This window comes from Roseovarius sp. MMSF_3298 (assembly GCF_030733705.1).
Lineage (GTDB): Bacteria > Pseudomonadota > Alphaproteobacteria > Rhodobacterales > Rhodobacteraceae > Roseovarius > Roseovarius confluentis.
This window is the reverse complement of record NZ_JASHIN010000021.1, coordinates 34,727-59,289: the sequence shown is the minus strand read 5'-3', so window position 1 is coordinate 59,289 and position 24,563 is coordinate 34,727. Positions and strand designations below refer to the sequence as shown.

The 24,563-nt window shown below is 65.1% G+C and carries 23 protein-coding genes and 1 pseudogene; 13 read left to right on the top strand and 11 right to left on the bottom strand.

Annotated elements, in window-relative coordinates; all coding sequences use genetic code 11:
- Positions 1–101 precede the first annotated feature (101 nt).
- Complete coding sequence (locus RBB18_RS17170) at positions 102–884, top strand: Hint domain-containing protein (protein ID WP_103763312.1); 783 nt, start codon at positions 102–104, stop codon at positions 882–884.
- A gap of 10 nt (positions 885–894) precedes the next feature.
- On the opposite strand, the gene RBB18_RS17165 is transcribed toward RBB18_RS17170, so the two are convergent.
- On the bottom strand, positions 895–1,095 hold the full coding sequence (locus RBB18_RS17165) for a DUF2061 domain-containing protein (protein WP_103763311.1): 201 nt from the start codon (positions 1,093–1,095) through the stop codon (positions 895–897).
- Positions 1,096–1,225: 130 nt separating this feature from the next.
- On the opposite strand from RBB18_RS17165, the gene RBB18_RS17160 reads away from it, so the two are divergent.
- The 3 genes from RBB18_RS17160 (at position 1,226) to RBB18_RS17150 (ending at position 2,988) form a co-directional block, all read left to right on the top strand.
- Positions 1,226–2,071: a helix-turn-helix domain-containing protein gene (locus RBB18_RS17160; RefSeq protein WP_306111633.1), complete on the top strand. Its 846-nt coding sequence runs from the start codon at positions 1,226–1,228 to the stop codon at positions 2,069–2,071.
- Positions 2,072–2,173: 102 nt separating this feature from the next.
- Complete coding sequence (locus tag RBB18_RS17155) at positions 2,174–2,617, top strand: SgcJ/EcaC family oxidoreductase (protein WP_103763309.1); 444 nt, start codon at positions 2,174–2,176, stop codon at positions 2,615–2,617.
- A 74-nt stretch (positions 2,618–2,691) separates the two neighbouring features.
- Positions 2,692–2,988, top strand: a complete 297-nt coding sequence (locus tag RBB18_RS17150) for a hypothetical protein (RefSeq protein ID WP_306111634.1) — start codon at positions 2,692–2,694, stop codon at positions 2,986–2,988.
- A gap of 7 nt (positions 2,989–2,995) precedes the next feature.
- Here the strand turns inward: RBB18_RS17150 and RBB18_RS17145 are convergent, their stop codons facing one another.
- Complete coding sequence (locus RBB18_RS17145; protein WP_103763307.1) at positions 2,996–3,496, bottom strand: Lrp/AsnC family transcriptional regulator; 501 nt, start codon at positions 3,494–3,496, stop codon at positions 2,996–2,998.
- Between the two features lie 218 nt (positions 3,497–3,714).
- Here RBB18_RS17145 and trxB point away from each other — a divergent pair, with 218 nt between their 5' ends.
- Positions 3,715–4,695 carry a thioredoxin-disulfide reductase gene (gene trxB, locus RBB18_RS17140; protein ID WP_103763451.1) on the top strand — a complete coding sequence of 327 codons (981 nt, stop codon included), beginning with the start codon at positions 3,715–3,717 and terminating at the stop codon, positions 4,693–4,695.
- 69 nt (positions 4,696–4,764) lie between these two features.
- On the opposite strand, the gene RBB18_RS17135 is transcribed toward trxB, so the two are convergent.
- A complete protein-coding gene (locus RBB18_RS17135) occupies positions 4,765–5,307 on the bottom strand; it encodes a DUF6647 family protein (RefSeq protein ID WP_306111635.1) in 543 nt (180 codons plus the stop codon).
- Between the two features lie 109 nt (positions 5,308–5,416).
- Between RBB18_RS17135 and RBB18_RS17130 the strand changes: the two genes are divergently transcribed.
- Positions 5,417–6,328, top strand: a complete 912-nt coding sequence (locus RBB18_RS17130; protein ID WP_306111636.1) for a LysR substrate-binding domain-containing protein — start codon at positions 5,417–5,419, stop codon at positions 6,326–6,328.
- Positions 6,329–6,445: 117 nt separating this feature from the next.
- Positions 6,446–8,521, top strand: a complete 2,076-nt coding sequence (locus RBB18_RS17125; RefSeq protein ID WP_306111637.1) for a bifunctional sulfate adenylyltransferase/adenylylsulfate kinase — start codon at positions 6,446–6,448, stop codon at positions 8,519–8,521.
- A 169-nt stretch (positions 8,522–8,690) separates the two neighbouring features.
- On the opposite strand, the gene RBB18_RS17120 is transcribed toward RBB18_RS17125, so the two are convergent.
- Complete coding sequence (locus RBB18_RS17120; RefSeq protein ID WP_274593046.1) at positions 8,691–9,560, bottom strand: glycosyltransferase family 10 domain-containing protein; 870 nt, start codon at positions 9,558–9,560, stop codon at positions 8,691–8,693.
- A gap of 134 nt (positions 9,561–9,694) precedes the next feature.
- Here RBB18_RS17120 and RBB18_RS17115 point away from each other — a divergent pair, with 134 nt between their 5' ends.
- Positions 9,695–10,186, top strand: coding sequence for a flavin reductase family protein (locus tag RBB18_RS17115; RefSeq protein ID WP_103763450.1), 492 nt, complete (start codon positions 9,695–9,697; stop codon positions 10,184–10,186).
- 61 nt (positions 10,187–10,247) lie between these two features.
- On the opposite strand, the gene RBB18_RS17110 is transcribed toward RBB18_RS17115, so the two are convergent.
- From RBB18_RS17110 to groES, 4 genes and pseudogenes are all read right to left on the bottom strand, one after another.
- Positions 10,248–11,129: a Hint domain-containing protein gene (locus tag RBB18_RS17110; RefSeq protein ID WP_306111638.1), complete on the bottom strand. Its 882-nt coding sequence runs from the start codon at positions 11,127–11,129 to the stop codon at positions 10,248–10,250.
- 284 nt (positions 11,130–11,413) lie between these two features.
- Positions 11,414–11,572, bottom strand: a pseudogene (locus tag RBB18_RS17105) (IS1380 family transposase); the annotation flags it as partial.
- 249 nt (positions 11,573–11,821) lie between these two features.
- On the bottom strand, positions 11,822–13,471 hold the full coding sequence (groL, locus tag RBB18_RS17100) for a chaperonin GroEL (RefSeq protein ID WP_103763301.1): 1,650 nt from the start codon (positions 13,469–13,471) through the stop codon (positions 11,822–11,824).
- 57 nt (positions 13,472–13,528) lie between these two features.
- The gene (gene groES / locus RBB18_RS17095) at positions 13,529–13,840 is read right to left on the bottom strand and encodes a co-chaperone GroES (protein WP_103763300.1); all 312 of its coding nucleotides are present in this window, start codon (positions 13,838–13,840) and stop codon (positions 13,529–13,531) included.
- Positions 13,841–14,060: 220 nt separating this feature from the next.
- Here groES and RBB18_RS17090 point away from each other — a divergent pair, with 220 nt between their 5' ends.
- On the top strand, positions 14,061–15,077 hold the full coding sequence (locus RBB18_RS17090) for a TraB/GumN family protein (protein WP_306111639.1): 1,017 nt from the start codon (positions 14,061–14,063) through the stop codon (positions 15,075–15,077).
- Positions 15,078–15,357: 280 nt separating this feature from the next.
- Here the strand turns inward: RBB18_RS17090 and meaB are convergent, their stop codons facing one another.
- A complete protein-coding gene (gene meaB, locus RBB18_RS17085; RefSeq protein ID WP_103763299.1) occupies positions 15,358–16,344 on the bottom strand; it encodes a methylmalonyl Co-A mutase-associated GTPase MeaB in 987 nt (328 codons plus the stop codon).
- Between the two features lie 260 nt (positions 16,345–16,604).
- Between meaB and RBB18_RS17080 the strand changes: the two genes are divergently transcribed.
- The 4 genes from RBB18_RS17080 (at position 16,605) to RBB18_RS17065 (ending at position 21,892) form a co-directional block, all read left to right on the top strand.
- Complete coding sequence (locus RBB18_RS17080) at positions 16,605–17,327, top strand: DUF3108 domain-containing protein (RefSeq protein ID WP_306111640.1); 723 nt, start codon at positions 16,605–16,607, stop codon at positions 17,325–17,327.
- Between the two features lie 8 nt (positions 17,328–17,335).
- Positions 17,336–19,780, top strand: a complete 2,445-nt coding sequence (gene hrpB / locus RBB18_RS17075; protein ID WP_306111641.1) for an ATP-dependent helicase HrpB — start codon at positions 17,336–17,338, stop codon at positions 19,778–19,780.
- A gap of 11 nt (positions 19,781–19,791) precedes the next feature.
- Entirely contained in the window at positions 19,792–20,331 is a 540-nt protein-coding gene (locus RBB18_RS17070) for an NUDIX hydrolase (protein WP_342749719.1), read from the top strand.
- 79 nt (positions 20,332–20,410) lie between these two features.
- On the top strand, positions 20,411–21,892 hold the full coding sequence (locus RBB18_RS17065; protein ID WP_274593052.1) for an inorganic phosphate transporter: 1,482 nt from the start codon (positions 20,411–20,413) through the stop codon (positions 21,890–21,892).
- A gap of 75 nt (positions 21,893–21,967) precedes the next feature.
- Here RBB18_RS17065 and gndA read toward each other — a convergent pair whose 3' ends face one another.
- Together gndA and argF are read right to left on the bottom strand one after the other, a co-directional pair.
- Complete coding sequence (gene gndA / locus RBB18_RS17060; protein ID WP_306111642.1) at positions 21,968–23,374, bottom strand: NADP-dependent phosphogluconate dehydrogenase; 1,407 nt, start codon at positions 23,372–23,374, stop codon at positions 21,968–21,970.
- A gap of 260 nt (positions 23,375–23,634) precedes the next feature.
- Positions 23,635–24,561, bottom strand: coding sequence for an ornithine carbamoyltransferase (argF, locus tag RBB18_RS17055; RefSeq protein ID WP_306111643.1), 927 nt, complete (start codon positions 24,559–24,561; stop codon positions 23,635–23,637).
- Between the last annotated feature and the right edge of the window lie 2 nt (positions 24,562–24,563).

Here is a 24,563-nt window from a genome sequence, read left to right as displayed (position 1 = left end):
TTTCCGCCTTTATTGAGCCCATAACGCACATGACGGACCATCCCTCTGTCGTTGTCGGTGGGGGCCGACGCGGTTGTGATGATCCTAAAAAGGATCGCACCATGGGCACCCCGACAATCGCCGCCCCTCTCTCGGTGGCGCGCAACACAGATGGCACCCCCGGTCGCACCGGCCCGGCGCACGTCCCTCCCGCCGCCAGGTCGCCGCGCCAGATGCGCAAGTTCCAGATGGCCTACCTGCGCCCGGACGGATCGCCCTGTTGGACCGAACAGATCGCGCCGGCCGCTCCGATCTTCGACAGCGCGTTCTCCGCCTTTTCCCATGGTACGCTGCTGCAGACGCCCTCCGGGCAGGTCGCCGTGCAGGATCTCGAACCGGGCATGAGCGTGTCCACCGCCGATCACGGTCCTTCCCGCGTGCTCTGGATCGGGTCGATGACCCTTGTTCCCGCCGCGCTCGGCGTCGACCAGACCGCCTGCCGCCTGACCCGGATCATGCCCGACTCCTTCGGGCTGGGCCGGCCCGAGGCAAACCTCACCGCCGGCCCCGGCGCCCGCATCCTCGCCCGCCCGCCCGGCCTGCGCGACAGCTTCGGCCGCGAACGCGTGCTGACACCGGCCAGCGACCTCGTCGACGGCATGAACGTGATCGAACTTGTGCCGCCCCGGCCCGTGACGGTCTATCACCTCTGCCTGCGCCGCCATGCCATCCTGCGCGCCTCGGGCATCGAGGTCGAAAGCTTCCATCCCGGCCCCGGGTTCGAGCGCGCCATGGGCCCCAACATGCTGGCGCTCTTCCTGTCGCTCTTTCCGCATGTGAAGAAACCGTCGGATTTCGGCAGCACCAGCCACCCGCGCCTGCCGCTTCAGGGGCTGCCCGTCTGACCTGGCCCGCTCAGGACCGGCCCCAGCCGATTCCGGCCCAGACCCGTTCGTGCAGAAAGAAAGTGACGAAACCGATCGTCGCCGTGATCATTGCATAGGCGCCGCCCTCGGCCACCGATCCTGTCATGAAAAACCCGATCAACGTCATCACCAACAGGCCCAGCGCCTGCCAGGTTGTCGCCTTGGCCAGCGTGCGTTTTTTCGTGTCCATATCCCAAGCTCCCTTGCCGCGTCACGTTTCTCGTCTGCCCTTCAACTAGCATCGCAGCGCCTTGTGCTGTATTCTGTCTTTGCTTAACAAACCTGATAGATGTCCACAAACATGGACAACAAGCACTGATATGAACAAACAGGCCCGCGCCACGATCTTCCGCGACCGGCTTACCGGCGCCATGACGATGACCGGCACCAATCTCAGCGCGCTGGCGCGCCAGACCGGCGTCAGCCGCTCCACCGTGTCGCAACTGCTCGATACCGAAGCCGCCCGCATGCCCAACGCTCATCTCGCCGCCGGCTGCGCCGAGGCGCTCGGGGTCAGTTCCGACTGGCTGCTCGGACTCACCGATCGCCCCGAACGCCCCGGTGACGTGATCGAGGCCGCCCTCAGCATGACCGAGGCCGACCGCACATCCGCCGACGCCCAGCTGCTCGACTGGCACCGAGAGGCCAGCGGGTACAAGATCCGCCACGTCCCGGCCACCCTGCCCGACATGCTCAAGACCGAGGCGGTGATGCGCTGGGAATATGCCGCCTTTCTCGGCAAGACGCCGGGCCAGGCCGTGCGCGCCATGCAGGACAATCTCGACTGGCTTCGGCGCGAGGCGACCGAGTACGAAATCGCCATGCCCCGGCACGAGCTCGAGGCCTTCGCCCGCGGCACCGGCTACTGGCAGGGACTCGACCGCGACGCGCGTCGCGAACAGATCCTGCATCTCGTTGAACAAGCCGAAACGTTCTTTCCGTCCCTGCGCCTCAACCTCTTCGACGCGCACAACCTGTTTTCGGCGCCCGTTACCCTCTTCGGCCCGCTCATGGGCGTGATCTACGTGGGCCGCTTCTACCTCGCCTTCCGCGAACCGTCGCGATTGAAGCTGCTGTCGGGCCACATGGACTGGCTGATCCGCGAGGCCGTGGTCGATGCCCGCGACGCCCCGGGCTGGATCGCCGGATTGACGAAACACCTCTGACCCCGCGTCGGACGCGCCCCCGTTGCGCCGATGCGCGCAACATCGCTATCGTGACGGCACGCCCTGACCGCCCGTTCCATTTCCAGAAGAAAGTCTTTGCCCATGCCCCGCCTGTTCGCGATCAGCCTCACCACCTGCCTCGCCCTCGCCGCTGCCCTGATTGTGACCCTCCCGGCCAAGGCCCAGGACAATCCCGTCATCGCCCGCATGACAGCCTTCGTCGCCACCTACAACGCGCAGGACGCCGAAAGCCTCGCCGGCTTCTACGCCCCCGACGCGGCCCTCCTGCCACCCGGCGAAGCCTCGATCCTCGGGCGCGAAGCCATCACCCAGCACTACGCCCAAGCCTTCGCCGCCGGCGCGCGCGACCTGCAGTTCAAGACCTTCGACATCCGCGCCTTCGACACCAGCGCGGTCGAAATCGGCGAAACCGTCGTCATGGTGGGCGAACAGCGCATCGTCGGCCGCTACATGCACCTGTGGGAGGTGATCGACGGTCAGCTCCTGCTGACGCGCGACATGTACCACGTACTCAAGATCGAATAGGCGCGGGCCTGCCCGCTTGCAGCGACTCGGCAAACGGCGCAAACTCCGCTCATTGAGCCAAAACGGATTTCCAAATGCGCCATTTTCACCTGACCTGCCTTGCCATGCTCGTGCTTGCCCAGACCGCCGCCGCAAACGACCGCCCCCCGCCGCGCGAAAACGACCCCGACGATTTCGTCCGCTACATCTTCGAGGTGAACGCCTGCGTCCTGACCGAGGCGCAGCTGCTGAAAATCTACCAGGATGCCGGCTATGGCCTCATGGGCGCCAACAATGCCGTCATCGCAGTGTCGAACCGCGAGGATATCGAGGTGCTCGACCGCAACCCGTTCCGCTATCGCTATTACGGCTCTGACTACTGCGGCTTCTGAGCGCCGCTCAGGCCGACCGGCTCAGCCGCTCTTCCAGGATCTCGAACGGCACGCCCGGTTCGTCCTTGGCACAGCGTATGACCAGCGAGGTCTTCACCGACGCGACGTTCTCCGCCGCCGTCAGCTCGCCGGTCAGGAAGCTCTGAAAAGTGCTCAGATCGGGCGCCACGCATTTCAGGATGAAATCCACCTCACCGTTCAGCATGTGACACTCGCGCACCAGCGGCCACTCCCGGCACCGCGACTCGAACGCGCTCAGGTCTGCCTCCGCCTGGCTCACCAGCCCGACACTGGCAAAGACCTGCACCTCGAATCCCAACTCGCGCGCGTCCACGTCGGCGTGGTAGCCCTTGATGTACCCCTGCTCCTCCAGCGTGCGCACTCGGCGCAGGCAGGGCGGCGCCGAAATGCCCACCCGGCGGGCCAGTTCGACGTTGGTCATGCGTCCATCCGCCTGCAATTCGGCCAGGATCATGCGGTCGATGTCGTCAAGGCGGGTCGCAGGCATCTCATCCTCCCGTGAGTTTCGCGATTGTTATAGCACCGCCACCGCCACACGCAATATTGTTTCGCAATAGCGCAATATCCTTTCGAGACAGAAAATGTCGTCCCGATTCCCGCATACCGGCCTTGCGGGGCTACACACCCCCGCCCGGCCCCGTTATATCTGGCCAGACTCAGACGGGGCGTCGCATGCCCCGCTTCACGGATCAAGGGGGATCGGACATGGCCGAAACACGTCACACCAGGGTTTTGATCATCGGCTCGGGGCCCGCGGGCTATACCGCCGGTGTCTATGCCAGCCGCGCCATGCTGGAACCCATACTCGTTCAGGGCATCGAACCCGGCGGCCAGCTGACCACCACCACCGAGGTCGAGAACTGGCCCGGCGACACCGAGGTACAGGGCCCCGACCTGATGGTTCGCATGGAAGCCCACGCCAAGGCCATGGGCTGCGAGATCGTGGGCGACATCATCTCGTCGCTCGACGTCGATGCGCACCCCTTCGTCGCCAAGGGCGACAGCGGCAACACCTACACCGCCGACGCCGTGATCCTCGCCACCGGCGCGCGCGCCAAGTGGCTCGGCCTGCCGTCCGAGGACGCGTTCAAGGGCTTCGGCGTGTCGGCCTGCGCCACCTGCGACGGCTTCTTCTACCGCGGCGACGAGATCGTCGTGGTTGGCGGCGGCAACACCGCCGTCGAAGAGGCGCTGTTCCTGACCAATTTCGCCTCCAAGGTCACGCTCATCCACCGCCGCGACGAACTGCGCGCCGAAAAGATCCTGCAGGACCGTCTGCTCAAACACCCCAAGATCGAGCCCCTGTGGTTCCACGAACTCGACGAGGTGCTGGGGGACGACAATCCCAAGGGCGTCACCGGCGTGCGCGTCAAGCACACCAAGACCGGCGAGACGCAGGAAATTCCCTGCAAGGGCGTTTTCATCGCCATCGGCCACGCCCCGGCAAACGAGCTGGTCAAGGGCAAGGTCGAGATGCATCACGGCGACTACGTCAAGGTCGAGGCCGGCTCCACCCGCACCTCGATCCCCGGCCTGTTCGCCGCGGGGGACCTGACCGATCATATCTACCGCCAGGCCGTGACGTCTGCCGGTATGGGGTGCATGGCCGCGCTGGATGCCGAGAAGTTCATCGCCGAACTCCCCGAGGACGCGCCCGCCCCCGAGGCCTACGTCCCGCAAGCCTGAGCTACCCAATAGCGGGACGTCCCCACTCAATGCCCCGCACCGTAGGTTGGGTAAAAACCCACGTGACACTCACTCCGGGTGAATGTCACGCGGCGCGCATCCCGCCTCCAGGACCACCGCGACCCAATTCACATCCGGCTCCAGCCCCAAGGCATTCAGCCATGCCTGCTGCGCCCGGTAGGCCGGCAACTCCTGCGCCCCCGCGCAATACCAATGCCCATGCGCCGCCTGCCGGTGATGCACCAGCTCGTGCAACAGGACGCTCACGTCATACGGGTTCTTCGCACTCCACGGCCGCACCAGCCAGATCGTCTCGCTATCTGGATCGTAAAGCCCGCGTGTACGCGATGATTCCGAGGCCGCCCGCATCGGCGCCAGCCGCGCCACCGTGGCCTGCGACGTCAGGCGGATCTCTGGCGCCACCGCCCGCCGTGGCAAATCCGTATGCCGGTCCAGCCAGACTTCCATATGCTCCACCAGTTCCGGCATCGCTTTCGCCTCGCGCCAGGCCAGCAGATCCGCCGCCCAAGCGACGCCGCAAAACGCGTTGAGAACAAGACAGAAAAGGCCGGTACGCGCCGACCATGGGCCGGCTCGGGACAGGATGCGCATGGCAACCTCCTCTCGGGATTTGGATTGATGTCCCTAAAATGCTAAGCTGCGGTCGCGCCCCGGCGCAAAAGGCCATTTTTCATGTGCCCGTGAAGGAAATTCATCTGCCATGGGACGGCACCTGCCCCCCTTCGCCGCGGTCAAGGCGTTCGAGGCCGCCGCGCGCCACAAAAGCTTCAAGCACGCAGCCGAAGAGCTGTGCCTGTCGCCTTCTGCCGTCAGCCACCAGATCCGCGCACTTGAAGAGTATCTCGACACCGCGCTGTTCGAACGCAGCGGAAACCGGATGGACCTGACGCTGACGGGCCGCGCCTACGCGGGCAAGCTCACCGGCCTTCTGGACCTGCTCGACGACAGCACCCGGTCGGTACGCGAGGCCGGGGACAAACCGTTGCGCGTGCTCTGCACGCCCGGCTTTGCAGCCCGCTGGCTGGTGCCACGCCTCGGCGGGCTCTCCTTCGGCGACCGGATCCGCCTGCGCGTTTCGACCGGCGCGCCCGACATCGATTTCTCGTCCAATGACAGCGACGTGGTGATCCAATGGCGCGACGCGCACCACCCCGGCGTTCACACCGAACCGCTGATGACCTCCAGCCGCTATCCGGTGATCCGCCCCGACCTCAAGGAACGGGAGAACATCCGCAGCCCGCAGGATCTGCTGCGACTGCGCCTGATGTATGACGAAACCGACGACTCCTGGGCAGAGTGGTTCGCCGCCACAGGCCTCCGCTCGCCCGACCTGCCGGCCGGCCCCACCTTTCCCAATTGCGAACTGGCCACCACCGCCGCCGAACAGGGCCACGGCGTGGCCATGGCATTCGATGCGATGGTGCAGGGCACGCTGGCCTCGGGACGCCTGGTGCGGCTCTTCGACACCGACACCATGCCCGACGTGATCTATTCCGTGACCTGCGCCGAGGCGCGCGCGAACGATCCGATGATCCAAACCTTCCGGTCATGGCTGCACGATGAGGTCCGGCAGGCCCGGGCCGCCACCGCACCGATGTCCGCTGCGGAGTAAAACCGGCGGCGCTTCGCGCAACATATCCGCAACTTTAGTGTTTTCGGCCCGAAAGGGGTTCACAACGCAGGTCGCCTGCCATATGTGTTCACGCGTGAACACACTTTGAGTCGCCGCATGACCGCGCATGATGCTAAACAAGGCCTTCCCGACCGGGACCTCCTCTTCCGCCTCCTGCGGCAGCTGGACAGGTCGTCCGAGGCCTCGCAGCGCTCACTCGCGGCGGCGCTCGACGTGTCCCTTGGCCGCCTTAACGCCCTGCTCCGCCAGGCGACAGAGGCCGGCTTCGTCAAGATCGGCGACCGCTCCGGCCCCGACAAGCGCCAGCGTTTCGCCTATGCGCTCACCTCCCGCGGCGCGACGGAAATGCTGCGCCTCACCGACGACTTCCTCGCCCGGAAATTCGCCGAATACGACGCGCTTCATGCCGAACTGACCGGCACGCGAAGCGGGCTCGACCCCCTCAAACACAGGACCAGACTAGTGCAGAACAACCTCGCCCCCATTCCCGAGCTTTTCGTCTCCTACGAAAGCGCCCAGAAACTGAAGGTCGAAGCGGCCGATCTCGTCAGCTGGGATCTCTCCCCGCGCCAGATCTGCGACCTCGAACTGCTGATGAACGGCGGTTTCAGCCCGCTCAAGGGCTTCCTGACCGAGGAAGATTATAACTCCGTGGTCGACACGATGCGCCTGGCCGACGGCACGCTCTGGCCCATGCCCATCACGCTCGACGTCTCCCAGGATTTCGCCGACAGCATCGAGCCCGGCCAGGACATCGCCCTGCGCGACCAGGAAGGCGTGATTCTCGCCACCATGACCATCACCGACCGCTGGTCGCCCGACAAATCGCACGAGGCCGAAAAGGTCTTCGGCGCCGACGATTCCGCCCACCCGGCGGTCAACTACCTGCACAACACCGCGGGCCCCGTCTATCTCGGCGGTCCGGTCACCGGCATCCAGCAACCCGTGCATTACGATTTCCGCGCCCGCCGCGACACGCCCAATGAACTGCGCGCCTTCTTCCGCAAGATGGGCTGGCGCAAGGTCGTCGCCTTCCAGACCCGCAACCCCCTGCACCGGGCGCACCAGGAACTCACCTTCCGCGCCGCGAAAGAGGCACAGGCCAACCTGCTCATTCACCCCATCGTCGGCATGACCAAGCCGGGCGACGTCGATCACTTCACCCGCGTCCGCTGCTACGAGGCCGTGCTCGACAAGTACCCCGCCTCCACCACCAACATGTCGCTGCTGAACCTCGCCATGCGCATGGCCGGCCCGCGCGAGGCCGTCTGGCACGGCCTGATCCGCAAGAACCACGGCTGCACCCACTTCATCGTCGGCCGCGACCACGCCGGCCCCGGCAAGAACTCGGCCGGCGAGGATTTCTACGGCCCCTACGACGCCCAGGACCTCTTCCGCGAGCACCAGGACGAGATCGGCATCGAGATGGTCGACTTCAAGCACATGGTCTACGTGCAGGAACGCGCCCAGTACGAGCCGATGGACGAGATCGAGGACAAGGACGACGTGACCATCCTGAACATCTCGGGCACCGAACTGCGCCGCCGCCTGCAGGAAGGCCTGGAAATCCCCGAATGGTTCTCATTCCCCGAGGTCGTGACCGAACTGCGCCGCACCCGCCCGCCGCGGGCCAAGCAGGGCTTCACCGTGTTCTTCACCGGCTTCTCCGGCTCGGGCAAGTCGACCATCGCCAACGCGCTGATGGTCAAGCTGATGGAAATGGGCGGCCGCCCGGTGACGCTTCTGGATGGCGATATCGTCCGCAAGAACCTCAGCTCGGAACTCGGCTTCTCGAAAGAGCACCGTGACCTCAACATCCGCCGCATCGGGTATGTCGCCTCCGAGATCACCAAGAACGGCGGCATCGCCATCTGCGCCCCCATCGCGCCCTATGCTGCCACGCGCCGCGCGGTGCGCGAAGACGTCGAAAACTTCGGCGCCTTCGTCGAGATCCACGTCGCCACCTCGATCGAGGAATGCGAGCGCCGCGACCGCAAAGGCCTCTACAAGCTGGCCCGCGAAGGCAAGATCAAGGAGTTTACCGGCATTTCAGACCCCTACGACGTGCCCGAAAATCCCGAACTGCGCGTCGAGACCGAAAATGTCGATGTCGACAACTGCGCCCACCAGGTGGTGCTGAAGCTCGAACAGATGGGCCTCATCGCGGGCTGATCTGCCGGGCGTTTGAAAAACCGGGCCCTCCCTTGTTGGGGCGGCCCGTACTGGTTGGCGCGCCAGTGTCGGCTATTCGAACTTTGCTGCTGGTCACGACGAAGGCGAGCGTCAGCCCCTGGGGTGGCGACCGCCCCCGCCTCGACCGCGACGGTATAGGGCCGGAACCTCAGTCCCCCACAACCGCCCGCGCCGCGCGCTCATACAACTCGCCATAGATCTCCGCCTTCGGCATCGCTTCCTCCAGCCTGGGCAACAGCGCGGCATAACGCTCTTCCGACAGGTCCTGCATCGCAGCCTTCAATTCCGCCTCGCTCTCGCAAACGATCATGCCCGAGGTATCGATGAAGTCCGCGATATTCGGACAACCCCAGTAGATCGGCACGCATTTGCACAGCACCGCGTCGATCAGCTTTTCGGTGAAGTAATTCACCTCCCGCACGTTCTCGATCACCAGCGAAAAGCGATAGGGCGCCAGCCCGTCGGCCTTGCGCTCGAACGGCTGATACCCGCCGCCCATCACGTCCACGTCCAGCCCTTCGGCGCGGACGTAATCCACCATCGTATGGCGCAGCGCATGTCCCTCCTGCGACCGCTTGGCCGACGCGATCAGGCTGCAGGCCTTCGTTTTCGTCAGGTCCAGCTTCGTCCGGTCCCCGACCCAGGTAATGCCCTGCGGAAAAAGCACCCCGTTGGGGATCGCGGCCAGCAGGTCGGCATTGGCAGTTAGCACCTTGTGAAACCGCGCGTACTGGCGGCGCAGCTTCTGCATGTGGTCGCCATGAATGGCTTCCGGCTCAAGTATCATCACCGACACCTTCGCCCGCGTGCCAAGCCAGGGCCGGCGATAGAGCAGGCTCGACGTGAAGACCACCAGGTGATCGTCCGGCCCAAGATCGCGCACCGTCCGCTCCGCACCCGCCAGCCTTTCGGGCCGCCCCATCGGCCAGAGAAGCGCGTCAAGGCGCACCCGCCCCGGCCGCAGGCCCGGCCGGACGTCATAAGGCATGATCGCAATGGCATTGGAGGTCTCGTTCATGGCCGCCCTGATACGGCGAAAGCGGCCTCAGCGCAATTGCTCCCGACGACGGCGTCCGCCATTGACATCCCGGCCGGAGATGCCAGCTTATGGAACACTCGGAACAGGACGGGTTCCGGCCAGAAGGACATACTATGACCACCGCGCGCGACGCATTCATAGGGGCCATGCGACAGGTGGCCGCCACGGTCACCGTCGTCACCACCGACGGCCCCTCAGGGCGTGCCGGCGCGACGGTCAGCGCCTTCACGTCGCTGTCCGCCGACCCCCCGTCGGTGCTGGTGTGCCTCAAGGCGGACAGCACCATCGCCCGCGCGGTTTCGGCCAACGGCGCTTTCTGCGTCAACATCCTGCCAGAGGATGCCGACGACCTCGCCCGGCGTTTCGCAGGCTCGTTCGATGCCGAACGCCCGGACCGGTTCGAAGGGGTCGAAGTGTTCGATACCGAATACGGCCCCCTTCTGCCCCGCGCCACGGCGTTTTCCTGCAGCCTGACGCACCGCCACGTCCATGGCAGCCACGCGATCTGCATCGGCGATGTCACAGGCATCTCCGACGCCGGGGAGAAACCGCTCACCTACATGAGCGGCAGCTTTCATATCGTGCGCCCCAAGGCCCGCGTCTGACCTGTCACGCTCAGTTCTGTCGCCACGCGCGGCGCCACAACCTTCGCGCGATTGTGTTTGCTCAGGCTGCGACGTCGCCCGCCAGCCTTGCACGAGTCCCCGGAGGCACAAGCCGTGCCGCGGAAATACGGGGAATATCCATCTCGGAAATAACCGGCTCTTCGCCAAATAGCGCGACATACTCTGCATAATTGTCAAAAGACTGCCGCGTGGCGTAGTCGATGAATGTCTCCGAGGCAGCACCATTGGCCAGGATGATCTCGTGCCCCTCGGTCTCGATATGGTAATAGACAAATGTCTCGGGCATCTCGGCGAGCGGTACGGAACGGATGGTCACGCCATTGACCAGCGCCCCCGCATTGATCACCAAGCCGTCCAAGATCAATCCGTGATCGGCAGTCAGAAACAGGTCACCATGGGGAAGACCACCACCCAAGCCGCCGGCAGAGACACAGACCGGCGCGCGCGTTTCCGATGTGAACATGCTGTTGTGGATTTTCTGGTAACCAACCCATTTGACAGACACCACCTGACCCGAGGCGGTCATGATCGGGTCGCCACGTCGCAGGGTTTCGACAGGGACCTCGCCCTTGGGGGTCGCGATCAACGTACCAGCAAGAAAGCAGAACGTGTAGTCAGCCGTTTGGTTGACGCTGATCGTGTCCCCGATGCTCAAACTGGAGTCATTGGTCGAATAGAGAATTTCCCCTGAGAAGCCAGTTTGCGTCAGGACACCGGCGCCCGGAACCGTGCCGATCAGCGTTTCAACGAAAGAACCGCCGACAGTGGCAGTTATCGGGTCTCCGACCGCTACGGAGCCGTCGTCTGCTCCGTCCGCGGTGTCAGTGAACGTGGTGCTGGTTGCGTCATACCCCGAGGTGATTTGGAACGTTCCACCACCCAGGTCAATGACGTCATAAAATCCACTGAATGTTTCCGACATACTAGGTGTTCTCCCGGCTGTAGCCTGTCAGGCTTTGTGGTTTGCAGCATCCGTTCATTGGGCCGACACTCCCCAAGAAACGTGCCCAGAGGCGGCAAAATTGCATTAACTTTCCCGCTGTACAAGCTATATCCGCGTCGAGCGGCGTATGTGGTCGCGCAGACGGTTGCATGTGTGCGGATGAGGCCGGGAAGCGGTCGCGTCGTAACTTGGCGTCGGCGTTTTTTTGCACAGGCACACACCTCTGTCTTGCCGATTTCATGCAGATTGGGCCCGGAACATCTTTACGCGCATTCCGGTGGCGCTCGTGGGCGTCGGATGGCCGCGGGGATGGCGCGGACCATCGGGCCCGTGGCCGCCACCTCGGCCAGCCTCGTCAGCGACCAGATTGCCATCGCGTGCAGCTGCGCCTTGTTTTCGCGGAACCTTCGGCAAGACAACCGCAGCGAAAGCTCGCTATGTCCCGCACAGCAGACCTCCGGGACAATACATTCCTCCCGCGGATGTCTACGGGAGGGTATGTACACATGGTGCGAGCCGCACGCTTTTTCAGGCCGTGCCCGAGGCTTCAACACTGCCAAAAAAAAGGGCCGCCCCAACGGGACGGCCCCTCTTTTTCCTTGCGGCACCCGTCAGACATCAGGCTTTCGCCAAACGCCCGCCGGGCATCGGTTTTCGCGGATGCGAAAACCTTACATCATGCCGCCCATGCCGCCCATGTCGGGCATGCCGCCGCCAGCACCGCCGCCGGCGCCTTCTTTCTGCGGCTTGTCGGCAACCATCGCTTCGGTCGTGATCAGCAGACCGGCGATCGAAGAGGCGTCTTCCAGTGCGGTGCGCACGACCTTCGCGGGGTCGATCACGCCGAACTTGAACATGTCGCCATATTCTTCGGTCTGCGCGTTGAAGCCGAACTTCAGGTCGTCCGATTCACGGATCTTGCCCGCAACAACCGAACCGTCAACGCCCGCGTTCTCCGCGATCTGGCGCAGCGGCGCTTCAAGCGCCTTGCGAACGATGGCGATACCGTTGTTCTGGTCGCTGTTGGCACCCTCGACGCCGTCCAGCGCCTTCGCACCTTGGACAAGCGCGACACCACCGCCCACGACGATACCTTCCTGAACGGCCGCGCGGGTCGCGTTCAGCGCGTCATCGACACGGTCCTTGCGCTCTTTCACTTCGACCTCGGTCATGCCGCCCACGCGGATGACGGCAACGCCGCCAGCCAGCTTGGCAACACGCTCTTGCAGCTTCTCGCGGTCATAGTCGCTGGTGGTTTCCTCGATCTGCGTGCGGATCTGGCTGACCCGTGCTTCGATCTCGGCCTTCTCGCCAGCACCGTCGACGATGGTGGTTTCGTCCTTGGTAATCGACACCTTCTTGGCCTGGCCAAGCATGTCCATCGTGACGTTGTCCAGCTTCATGCCCAGGTCTTCGGAAATCACCTGGCCGCCCGTCAGGATCGCGATGTCCTGCAGCATGGCCTTGCGACGGTCACCAAAGCCCGGCGCCTTGACGGCGGCGATCTTCAGGCCACCGCGCAGCTTGTTGACCACGAGGGTCGCCAGCGCTTCGCCTTCCACGTCTTCCGCGATGATCAGCAACGGTTTCTGCGACTGGATGACTTGCTCCAGCAGCGGCACCATCGGCTGCAGCGACGAGAGTTTCTTCTCGTGCAGCAGGATCATGCAGTCTTCCAGCTCGGTGGTCATCTTGTCGGCGTTGGTCACGAAGTACGGGCTCAGGTAGCCACGGTCGAACTGCATGCCTTCAACGACGTCGGTCTCGGTGACGAGGCCTTTGTTTTCCTCGACGGTGATGACACCCTCGTTGCCGACCTTCTGCATCGCGTCCGCGATCATCTGGCCGATCTCGGCTTCGCCGTTGGCCGACACGGTGCCGACTTGCGCCACTTCGGCCGAGTCGTTGACTTCGCGTGCGGCGGACTTGATCGCGTCGACGACTTTGCTGGTGGCAAGGTCGATGCCGCGCTTGAGGTCCATCGGGTTCATGCCCGCGGCCACGGCCTTCATGCCTTCTTTGACGATGGCTTGGGCCAGCACGGTCGCGGTGGTGGTGCCGTCGCCGGCTTCGTCATTGGTGCGGCTGGCGACTTCTTTCACCATTTGCGCGCCCATGTTCTCGAACTTGTCTTCCAGTTCGATTTCCTTGGCAACCGACACACCGTCCTTGGTGATGCGCGGCGCGCCGAAGGATTTGTCCAGAACCACGTTACGGCCTTTGGGGCCAAGGGTCACCTTGACCGCATCGGCCAGGACGTTGACGCCGCGCAGCATCTTGTTGCGGGCATCGGTATCGAATTTCACGTCTTTTGCAGACATATAAGTCGCTCCTGATGTCTTAATTGGTTGGTCAGCTTAGGATACGATCCGTGGCGTTCAGGCGGCTTGCGCGGCCTTCGCGTCGGTCGTCACACCTAGGATGTCGCTTTCTTTCATGATCAGCAGCTCTTCGCCGTCGATCGTGATTTCCGTGCCCGACCATTTGCCGAACAGGATGCGGTCGCCGACGGAAACGGCCATCTCGATCAGCTCGCCGTTATCCTTGCGGGCGCCATCGCCAACAGCAACGACTTCACCTTCGCTGGGTTTTTCCTTGGCACTGTCGGGGATAATCAGCCCACCAGCGGTTTTTTCTTCGCTCTCAACGCGGCGTACAAGCACGCGGTCATGCAGCGGTTTGAATGCCATAGCTTTTGCTCCTTGGCTATCAAGTTTCCCTCAGGCCCCCCTGCGGAGACCGTTATCACTCACCGTAGTCGAGTGCTAACGGCGCATAGCTAAGGAGCGATCACGAAGCTGTCAACATGAGTCTGGGAAAATTTTGCGTCGTCAGGCGCGGGGCGTTGTTGCGCACCTCGCCCTGCCCCTCTACATCTTGTTTCAAGCACGTGAAACAAGGGGTCAGATGATGAAAACTTTGCGCACCTCGCTGCTGGCCCCCTTGTGTTTCGCGCTGGGCTTCGCCCTGCCCGCCGCCGCGCAAGACACCCTGGGCGACACCTGCGGCGGCGCCGACCTGATCGACGCGCTGCCCGCCGAAACCCTCGAAACCCTTCGCAAAGAAGCAGATGCAATGCCCTATGCCGAGGGGCTTTTGTGGCAGGCCACGCGCGGCGACACGGTGATCGACATTTTCGGCACCTACCACTTCAAGCACCGCCTGACCGACGCCCATCTCGACCGCCTGGCGCCGATGATCGAGGACGCCGACAAGATCTACCTGGAAATCTCCAACGATGACCAGATGGCGATGCAGCGGGCGATGGCCGAAAACCCGTCGCTCATGTTCATCACCGAGGGCCCCACCCTGCCCGACCTTCTGGGCGAGGAAGACTGGCAGCATTACCGCGCCGAGATGCAGGCCCGGATGATCCCCGGCTTCATGGCCGCCAAGTTCAAGCCGCTCTGGGCCGGGATGATGCTCGGCATCGGCCCCTGCGAGGCGCAGTCCGGCGCGTTCGAGGCCAAGGGCATCGACATGCTGGTCGGCGACCGCGCCGCCGAGGCCGGCAACCCCACCCGCTCGCTCGAGGATTTCGACGACCTGCTGACCCTGCTCGACAGCTTCCCGATGGACGACCAGATCGAGATGATCCGCATGTCGCTCGCCTGGCCCGGCGACATGAACGATCTGTCCTATACGATCCGCGAACGCTACCTTGCAGAAGAGATCGCCCTGACGCTGGTGTTCTCGCGCTACGTGTCCGAGGAGTACGGCGGCGAGGCCGGCGCCGAGGGCTTTGCCATGGTCGAGGACCTGCTGCTGGAAAAACGCAACCTGGGCTGGATCGACCGGCTGGAGTCGCAGGTCGCGCCGGGCGAGCATGTGCTCATCGCCGTGGGCGCCGGCCACCTGCCGGGCGAGGTGGGCATCCTCAGGCTGCTCGAAGACAAGGGCTACACCGTCACCCGCGTGGACCTCTGACGCCACCGGCCACGCGCCCGTCCCGGACGTGATCCGGGACCTCGTAGGGTGGGGTTCCACCCCACCACGCACCCTACGACTTCACCCACCCAAATCGCGCAGGGCTATCTTCACCCCGCCACCCAAACCGCGTAGGGTGGGTGAAAACCCACGCGCCCTGCGTTAACCACCCCTTAACCACGCACGCTCGGTTAACCACCGCTCCCGCGACAACCGCACCGTCGCAATACCACCCGAATACCGACGAGATACCGACGTCGATTTCGCCACGCCGGCCCGATTAACCCTTTGATTCGCTAAGCCGGTCCAACACCCGCTGCGCCGCCACGCTGGGCACCGTGCGCCCCGCAGCCACGTCCTCGGCGCCCTCTTCCATAAGCGCCCGCGCCTCCGGTGTTTCCAGCTGCGCCATCAGGCCCCGCTTCACTTCCTCGCCGAACCAGTACCGCGCCTGTTCCTCGCGCCGCGCATCGAAATGCCCGTTCTCACGGCGCCAGTCGACCAGCGCATTCATCTCGTCCCAGGCCGCGTTCAACCCCTCGTCCTGCAAGGCCGACACCATCATCGCCTTGGGAAAGCCCTCCGGATCCTGCGGCCGTTTGCGCAACAATCGCAACGCGCCGGCATAGTCGGTGCAGGTCCTTGTCGCCGCCGATTTCAGATCGCCATCCGCCTTGTTCACAAGGATCAGATCGGCAATCTCCATGATCCCGCGCTTCACCCCCTGCAACTCGTCGCCGCCCGCCGGGGCCAGCAGCAGCAGGAACAAATCGCACATCTCCGACACCACCGTCTCGGACTGTCCCACGCCCACGGTCTCGATCAGCACCACGTCGAACCCCGCCGCCTCGCACAGCGTCACCGCCTCGCGCGTGCGCCGCGCCACGCCGCCCAGATGCGTCTGGCTGGGCGAGGGGCGAATGAACGCACCAGGCTCGCGGCTCAGCCGCTCCATCCGCGTCTTGTCGCCCAGGATCGACCCGCCCGACCGCGCCGAGCTGGGGTCCACCGCCAGCACGGCCACACGCAGGCCCTTGCCGGTCAACATCATGCCAAACGCCTCGATAAACGTGCTTTTTCCAACCCCCGGCGTGCCCGACAACCCGATGCGAACGGCCTGTTTTCCATGCCCCGCCACCCGGTCCAGCAGGGCCTGCGCCGCGTCCCGGTGATCGGCTCGCCCGCTTTCCACCAGCGTGATCGCCCGCGCCAGCGCGCGGCGTTCCTGCGCCACCAACTGCTCGGCCAGCTTTTCGGTATCGGTCATCGCGCGTCGTCTCCTCCGGTCCGGATCGCCGCATTGCGATCCCTGTCAGGGCCTTCCGCCTTGTGCCCCAGCCGGGCCGGAAATGTCCAGCAACCGCAACAGCCCCCGGCACCGCAGGGCCGGTTTACCAGATGGTAACCACTTGCGCGCCACACTCCCGCACGGACCCACTTCATATGCCGGGATGAAATCCGGGCTGAACGTGTTACTTTGGTTCTTGCGCCATGTCCTTCCACGGATGCAATGCAAGAGGCCCGCACGTGACAGTCAAGATCCGGTTAACCTATGTCGCCCTCGCGGCGCTTCTTACCGCGCTCGGCGCGACCACCGCGCTCGCGGACAGCAGCCAGGCCCGCTACGACGTCCGTCTGATCGGCGCCAAGGTCGGCGAAATGGCCATGGCCAGCAACGAAACCGCCAGCGCCTACAGCACCCGCGCCCGCTTCGCCACCACGGGGGCACTCTCCGCGCTGAAACAGGCCAGCTTCGATCTGTCCGCCAGCGGCGGCAAATCCGGCAATCGTTTCGTCCCGCGAAGCTATTCCGAGGTCACCTCCGAGGGCCGCCGCTCGACCAACCTCAAGATCTCTTTTTCCGGCGGCGTCGCCACGCGGGTCACAGGCGACACCGGCAGCAGCGCACCCGCCGTCAATCCACGCACCCTGCCCGGCGCCTACGACCCGTTGACGGCGCTCTATGCCGCCCTGCGCGACCAGGCTCCGAACCAGCTTTGTTCCTTGAACGCGGACGTTTACGACGGCCACCGCCACGCCCGTCTCAGCCTTACCAGCCGCAAGGCCCTCGATGGCGGACGCGTCCAATGCTCGGGGCAGTACCGCCGCATCGCCGGCTATTCCGCCAGCGAACTGCGCCACAGCGCCGCTCCGGTGTCGATCATCTATGTCCCGCAGGGGAACGCCATGCGCGCCGACACCGTGGTCGTGCGCACCCGCTATGGCAAAGTGTCGATGCATCGCCGATAAGGCGGGACATGACCCACGACAGGCTTCCCATCGACGACGCCATTCCGGCGCTTCTCACCGCGTTGCGCAACACCGGCCGCGCCGTGCTGCAAGCGCCCCCCGGGGCGGGCAAGACCACCGTCGTGCCCCTGGAAATGCTGGCCGACCGCCTCACCCAAGGCCGCATCGTCATGCTGGAGCCTCGCCGCCTCGCCGCCCGTGCCGCCGCCGAGCGCATGGCGTCCACCTTGGGCGAAAAAACAGGCGAAACAGTGGGCTACCGTGTCCGCGGCGATGCCAAAGTCTCCGAGGCGACCCGGATCGAGGTCGTCACCGAAGGCATCCTCACCCGCCGCATCCAGTCCGACCCGGAACTCACCGGCATCGGCGCCGTGATCTTCGACGAGTTCCACGAACGCTCTCTCAACGCCGATCTCGGGCTTGCTCTCTGCCTCGAAGTGGCCGGTGCCCTGCGCGACGACCTGTTGCTCTTGGCCATGTCCGCCACACTCGACGCCACCCCGGTGGCCGAGCTGATGCAGGCCCCCATCGTCACCTCCGAAGGCCGCAGCTTCCCGGTCGAAACCCGCCACATCGACGCGCCCATACCTAAGAAAACAAGGTGGGACGCGGCCCTTGCCGACCTCGTTACCAAGGCCGTGTCCGAGACCACGGGCGGCGTCCTCGTCTTCCTCCCCGGCGAAGGCGAGATCCGTCGCACCGAGGCCCTGCTGAAGGACCGCCTGCCGCCCGACTGCCAAATCCGCCCGCTCTTCGGCGCGATGGACTTCGCCGCCCAGCGCGCCGCCATCGCCCCCGTGTCCGAAGGCCGAAAGGTGGTCCTTGCGACCTCCATCGCCGAAACCTCGCTGACCATCGAGGATATCCGCGTGGTGGTCGACGGCGGCAAGTCCCGCCGCGCCCGGTTCGACCCCGGCTCCGGCATGTCGCGGCTGGTGACCGAGCCCGTCACGCGCGCCGAGGCCACGCAACGCGCAGGCCGCGCGGGGCGCGTCGCGGAAGGCACCTGTTACCGCCTCTGGACCAAGGGAGAGGAAGGCGCCCTGCCCGCCTATCCCCCAGCCGAAATCGAGGCGACCGACCTGTCGGGCCTCGCCCTCGAACTGGCGCTCTGGGGCGCCACGCCCGAAGACCTGCCCTTCCTCACCCCGCCCAATCCCGGCAGCTATGCCGAGGCGCAGGCGCTCTTGCAGATGCTGGGTGCCCTCGATGCACAGGCCCGCATCACCGAGCATGGCAAGGCTTTGGCGAAGCTCCCCCTGCACCCCCGCCTAGCCCATATGCTGGGCACGGCCGGGCCCGACGCGGCCCTGCTCGCCGCCCTGCTGGCCGACCGCGACCCGCTGCCACGCGGCGCCCCGGTTGACCTCACCCTGCGCATGGCCACCCTGCGCGACCCCAAGGGCCGACACCCGCACCCTGCCAACCACGGCGCGGTGATGCGCATCCGTGCCGAAGCCAAGCGCCTGGCGGCACAGGCAAAATCGACGCGGGCCAACGGGATGTCCGACGCGGAATGCGCCGCGCTCGCCTACCCTGACCGCATCGGCCTGCGCCGCAAGGGGGACGCCCCTCGCTTCGTCCTTTCGGGCGGCAAGGGCGCGCTTTTGCCCGACGAAGACCCCCTCGCCGGTCAACGCCTGCTGGTCGCCACCGACCTTGATGGCAACCCGCGCGAGGCCCGCATCCGGCAGGCCGTCGCGCTTTCCGAGTCCGAGCTTCGCGCCCTCTTCGCCGATCAGATCGCCTGGCACGACGTCTGCCACTGGGACCGCCGCGACCGCCGCGTCGCCACCCGCAAACAGGAACGTTTCGGCGCGCTGGTTCTTGACGACCGCATGTGGAAGGACGCCCCTGACGACGCCATCGCCCGTGCCATGCTCGACGGCATCCGCGACCTCGGCCTGAACTGGTCCGACGCCGCCCGCCGCTTCGCCGCCCGCGTCGCCCTGCTGCGCGAGGCGGGCGAGGACCTGCCCGACATGTCAGACGCCGCCCTCCTCGAAGACCTCGAAACCTGGCTCCTGCCTTACATCACCGGCCTCAAGACCGCCGCCGACTGGAAGCGCTTCGACATGCTGGACGCCCTGCGCGCGCGGCTGACCTATGACCAGATGCAGCGCGTTGACGCCACCGCCCCGGCGCATTTCACCACGCCCCTCGGTCGACGCATCCCCATCGATTATTCCAGCGACCATCCCGAAATTTTCCTGCGCCTGCAGGAAATGTTCGGCCAGACCACCCACCCCACCGTGGGCCGCACGCCGCTGCGCGTCACCCTTCTGTCGCCCGCAGGCCGCCCGGTGCAAACCACGCTCGACATTCCCGGCTTCTGGGACAGCTCCTATGCAGACGTCCGCAAGGACATGCGCGGGCAGTATCCCAAGCACCCCTGGCCCGAAAACCCGCGCGAGGCCGACCCGACCCTGCGCGCCAAACGCCGCCAAGGCTGAGACTGCATCTTTTGCAACAGCCAAAAGTTGATTCCTGCGGCAAAAAACGTATATACTTAAAAGAAAACAAATATATTGAGAGCAGCGGCATGACGACAGCGATGAAAAAAGCCTGGACGGAACTTTTCCAACCCATTCTGCGACGCCCGCCGGAATTGCAGGTGGCCGCTCTTTGTTACCGCAACAGTAAAAAGCACGGCACGCAGGTTCTTTTGATCACCAGCCGCGGCACGGGCCGCTGGATTGTCCCAAAGGGCTGGCCGATGGAGGGCAAGAAAGCCGCCGAGGCCGCGCTGCAGGAAGCCTGGGAAGAGGCCGGTGTCAGCAAGGGCGCCAAGATCGAAGGGCATGTCGGCAGTTTCGGCTACGACAAGCAACTCGACGGCGGCTATGAAGCCCCGGTCGAGGTCGAGGTTTTCAAGGTCCACGTCGACCAGCTCGCCGATATCTACCCAGAACATGACGAACGCAAGCGTCGCTGGGTCAGCCCCGCCGATGCGGCTGAAATGGTACAGGAACCGGGTCTGAAGTCCATTCTGCTGGAAATGTAACGGTTTTATGACATCGCGGCATTGAACCGCCGCGCCAGAACGGCTAGCGCTCTGCCCCGAACCGGACCGGGAGGGACCGTTGGCCGATAACCCGCAGAACAACCAGTGGAAGACGCTCGACAAGGATCTCGGGCGGATCTCCCAGATCGAATACGCGACGGCCTATGTCTCGCGGCCGCTGGTCTCGCTTGGTATCGCACTGGCTTTCATGGTCATCGCGGGGCTTGGCGCGGCGCTGTTCTTCGGGGCCTTTCCGAACAACATGGTGGTGATCGCCGCGGCGACATTCGGCGCTTACATGGCGCTCAACATCGGCGCCAACGACGTGGCCAACAACATGGGCCCCGCCGTGGGGGCCAACGCCCTCACCATGGGCGGCGCGATCGTCATCGCGGCGATCTGCGAAAGCGCGGGCGCGCTTCTGGCGGGGGGCGACGTGGTCTCGACCATCTCCAAGGGCATCATCGACCCCGAGGGGATGCAGACTGCACAGACCTTCATCTGGGCAATGATGGCCGCCCTCATCTCTGCCGCGCTCTGGGTCAACCTCGCCACCAAGGTCGGCGCCCCTGTGTCGACCACGCACTCCGTCGTGGGCGGGGTCATGGGCGCCGGCATCGCCGCCGCGGGCCTTGCCACGGTGAACTGGCCGACCATGGGCGCCATCGCCGCCAGCTGGGTGATCTCGCCCGTGCTGGGCGGGGTCATCGCCGCCGGCTTCCTGGCCCTGATCAAGACCCGGATTGTCTATCGCGAAGACAAGATCGCCGCCGCCCGCCGCTGGGTGCCGATCCTTGTGGGGCTCATGGCCGGCACATTCGCCACCTACCTTGCCATGAAGGGCCTCAAACGCATCGTCAAGATCGACATCGGCACCGCCCTCCTGATCGGCGCGGCGACCGGGGCAGCGATCTACGCCCTGACCATCCCCCTGATCCGGCGCCAGTCCGAGGGAATGGAAAACCGCCGCCGCTCGCTCAAGGCGCTCTTCGGCCTGCCGCTCATCATCTCGGCGGCGCTCCTGTCCTTCGCTCACGGCGCGAATGACGTCGCCAACGCAGTGGGCCCCCTCGCGGCCATCGTCTACGCCTCCGAGGCCGGCGGCTTTGCCGGCGAGGTGGCGATCCCGCTCTGGGTCATGATCATCGGCGCCTTCGGCATTTCTTTCGGCCTGTTCCTCTTTGGCCCCAAGCTCATCCGCATGGTCGGCAGCCAGATCACCAAGCTCGATCCGATGCGCGCCTATTGCGTCGCCCTGTCGGCGGCCATCACCGTCATCGTCGCCAGCTGGCTGGGCCTGCCGGTCAGCTCCACGCATATCGCGGTGGGCGGCGTCTTCGGCGTCGGCTTCTTCCGCGAATGGTACATGGAACGCCGCCTTCAGAAAGGGCTGACAACCGGCGGCACGGGCAAGCGCCTCGCCCCCGAGGAACGCCGCCGCCGCAAGCTGGTGCGCCGCAGCCATTTCATGACCATCGTCGCCGCCTGGGTCATCACGGTCCCCGCCGCCGCAGTAATGTCCGCGGTCATCTTCTTCGTGCTCAACAGCCTGACAGGCTGACCCTCAGGCGCGCCGGTCTTTCAGGGCGTCTCGACCGTGCCGTCGCTCGAGACGCGTGCCCTTCGGGCATAAGGATCAATCCCACCACGGCCCGTGAAACTTGCCGTCCTGTCCCAGCCGCGCGAAGCCGTGATAGCCGAAGAAATCCCGTTGCGCCTGGATGATGTTGGCGGTGCCATAGCCCTGACGCATACTGTCGTACCATTGCAGCGCCGCCGACAGCGCCGGGATCGCGTGGCCATGCGCCACAGCCTCCGCAACGACCTTGCGCAGCGCCGGCACGGTCCGTTTCAGGATCTCCGCGAAACGCGGCGACAGGAACAACTGCCCGTGCGGCAGATCCTCGCGAAACGCCTCCGAGATATCGTCCAGCAGAACAGATCTGATTATGCAGCCCGCCCGCCAGACCTCGGCGATCCGGGCGTAATCGAGCGCCCACTCATACTCCTGCGATGCCGCCTCCAGCACGCGAAACCCCTGCGCATAGCACAGAACCCGCGCCGCCATGAACGCCTCTGCCAGGATGTCCTCGTCGAGGGACAGCAGACCGCGCTCGCCGCCCAGCAATTCCTGCGCCTTGATGCGCGTGTCCTTCTCCGACGACCAAGCGCGCGCGCCCACCGCTGCCTCGATCATGGCCGCGGCCTGGCCCATGCGAACGGCCTCCACCACGGTCCAGCGCCCCGTACCCTTTTGTCCCGCGGCATCCTTGATGACATCCACCACCGGATGCCCCGTCGCCGGATCGGTATAGGCCAACAGTTCGCCGGTGATCTCCACGAGGTAGGATTTCAGCGCGCCGTCGTTCCAACTGGAAAACAGCGCCCCGATCTGCGCCGGCGACCAGACACAGCCGTAATGCAACAGGCCATAGATCTCGGCGATCACCTGCATGTCGGCATATTCGATGCCGTTATGCACGGTCTTGACGAAATGCCCCGCCCCGTCCGGGCCAAGGTGATCGACGCACGGGTCATCTTCATACCGCGCCGCGATTGCCCGCAACACGTCGCGCAACTGATCCCAGCTGTGGTCGCTGCCACCCACCATCATCGACGGCCCGTGCCGCGCGCCCTGCTCGCCGCCCGACACCCCCATGCCGACGAAATGCAGACCTTTCTCCGCCAGCGCCTTCGCGCGTCGCCGCGTGTCGTGGAAATCGGCATTGCCGCCGTCGATGATCGTGTCGCCCTCCTCCAGCAAGGGGGCCACCTCCTCGATCATCGCATCCATGGGCTTGCCGGACGGGATCATGAACAGCATCACCCGCGGCGTCTTCAGCCCGGCCACGAAATCGCGCAAGTTTTCATGCGGATGCAACCGCGCGGCCAGCGGCCCGGCCTCATCGACAAAATCGCTGATCCAGTCGGCTTCGCGGTTGGTCACCGCCACCTCGAAGCCCTTCTCGGCCATGTTCAGCGCCAGGGCGCTGCCCATTGTCCCCAGCCCGTAAACGCCGATCTGTGCGAAACCGCCTGCCATGTCCGCTCCTATGCTTCACGGCCAGCGTAGACCGCCCCGCACCGGATGCCAAGGAACCCGACCAGGCGGTCCGGGGAGGTTCCCACGGCGCGCCCTTTTTCTTGGCAGAAATACTCTCGCCGAAGGCAGCCCCGCCTTTCGCAAGGCCGCCTGACCGTGCCCTGACGCGTCACGCCCGCCAGACGCCCCCCGAGGCTTTGCCCGCAAGGGCAACGACGAGACAAACCTGCGCGCGTGAAACGCGCTCCTTCGCACCGGCGTCAGACGCCCAGACACCAGCGCATGATCGCTTTCTGCGCGTGCAGGCGGTTCTCGGCCTCGTCGAACACGACCGAATGCGGCCCGTCCATCACCGGGCTCGTCACCTCTTCCTCGCGATGCGCGGGCAGGCAATGCATGAAAAGCGCGTCGTCCTTGGCGTGCTTCATCAACTCCGCGTTCACCTGGTAGGGGCGCAGCATGTTGTGGCGGCGTTCCTTGCTCGACTGGCTGTCGTGCATGCTGACCCAGGTATCGGTCACCACCAGGTCCGCGCCCTCCACGGCCTTGGCCGCGTCGCGCTCGATGGTGATCGTGCTGCCCGCCTTGCGCGCCAGCCCGACGAATTCCTCCTCCGGGTCCAGCTGCGCCGGCCCGGTGAATGTCATGTCGAACCCGAACTGTCCCGCCGCATGCAGGAAGGATGAACACACGTTGTTGCCATCTCCGGCCCAGACCACCTTCTTACCCTTGATCGGTCCGCGATGTTCCTCGTAGGTCATCACGTCCGCCATGATCTGGCAGGGATGCGTGCGGTCGGTCAGCCCGTTGATCACCGGCACGTCGGCATATTCGGCCATCTCCTGCAGCACGCTTTCGTCGAAGGTCCGGATCATGATCAGGTCCACGTAACGGCTCATCACACGCGCGGTGTCGGCGATGGTCTCGCCATGGCCCAGCTGCATGTCCGCGCCCGACAGCACCATCGTCTCGCCGCCCATCTGGCGCACGCCCACGTCGAAACTGGTGCGCGTCCGCGTCGACGGCTTCTCGAAGATCAGCGCCACCATCCGGCCCGCCAGTGGTTGCTCGTCATCGGCCGCGCCGCGCGGACGGCCCTCGCGGGCAGTCTTCATGTGCCGCGCCCCGTCGATGATCCCGCGCAATTCGCCCGCGTCGGTGGTGTGAATATCCAGAAAATGCTGCATCG